General features: G+C 48.2%; 1 protein-coding gene. It reads left to right on the top strand.

Annotation, left to right across the window (positions count from 1 at the left end; genetic code table 11):
• Positions 1 to 26: 26 nt before the first annotated feature.
• On the top strand, positions 27 to 253 hold a 227-nt coding region (locus tag AAEY72_RS15650), incomplete at its 3' end, for a hypothetical protein (protein WP_352311540.1).

Raw genomic sequence — 253 nt, 5'->3', positions numbered from 1 at the left:
GTTATGAGCAGCAATATGGCATTCATATGCGCCATATTTGGCATAATGAGCCCAATAAGCCCGACGTTAGCTGCTACAAAGGCGATCAGCAACTTGATATTGAAGTTGCGCATTTATATGCCAGTGAAACCGAAGCAATGGCAGTGCTTGGCCGGCCACTGTCAATTCCAATGCAACGGGCATTGGCCGATATGGCGCAAGCCCCAAGTGAGCAAAGGTTACGCCTAGCGTTAGAGAGATTACTGGAGCAAAA

It is taken from the genome of Psychrobacter sp. W2-37-MNA-CIBAN-0211 (genome assembly GCF_040309405.1).
Taxonomy (GTDB): Bacteria; Pseudomonadota; Gammaproteobacteria; order Pseudomonadales; family Moraxellaceae; genus Psychrobacter; species Psychrobacter glaciei.
This window is presented reverse-complemented; position numbering and strand designations above follow the sequence as displayed.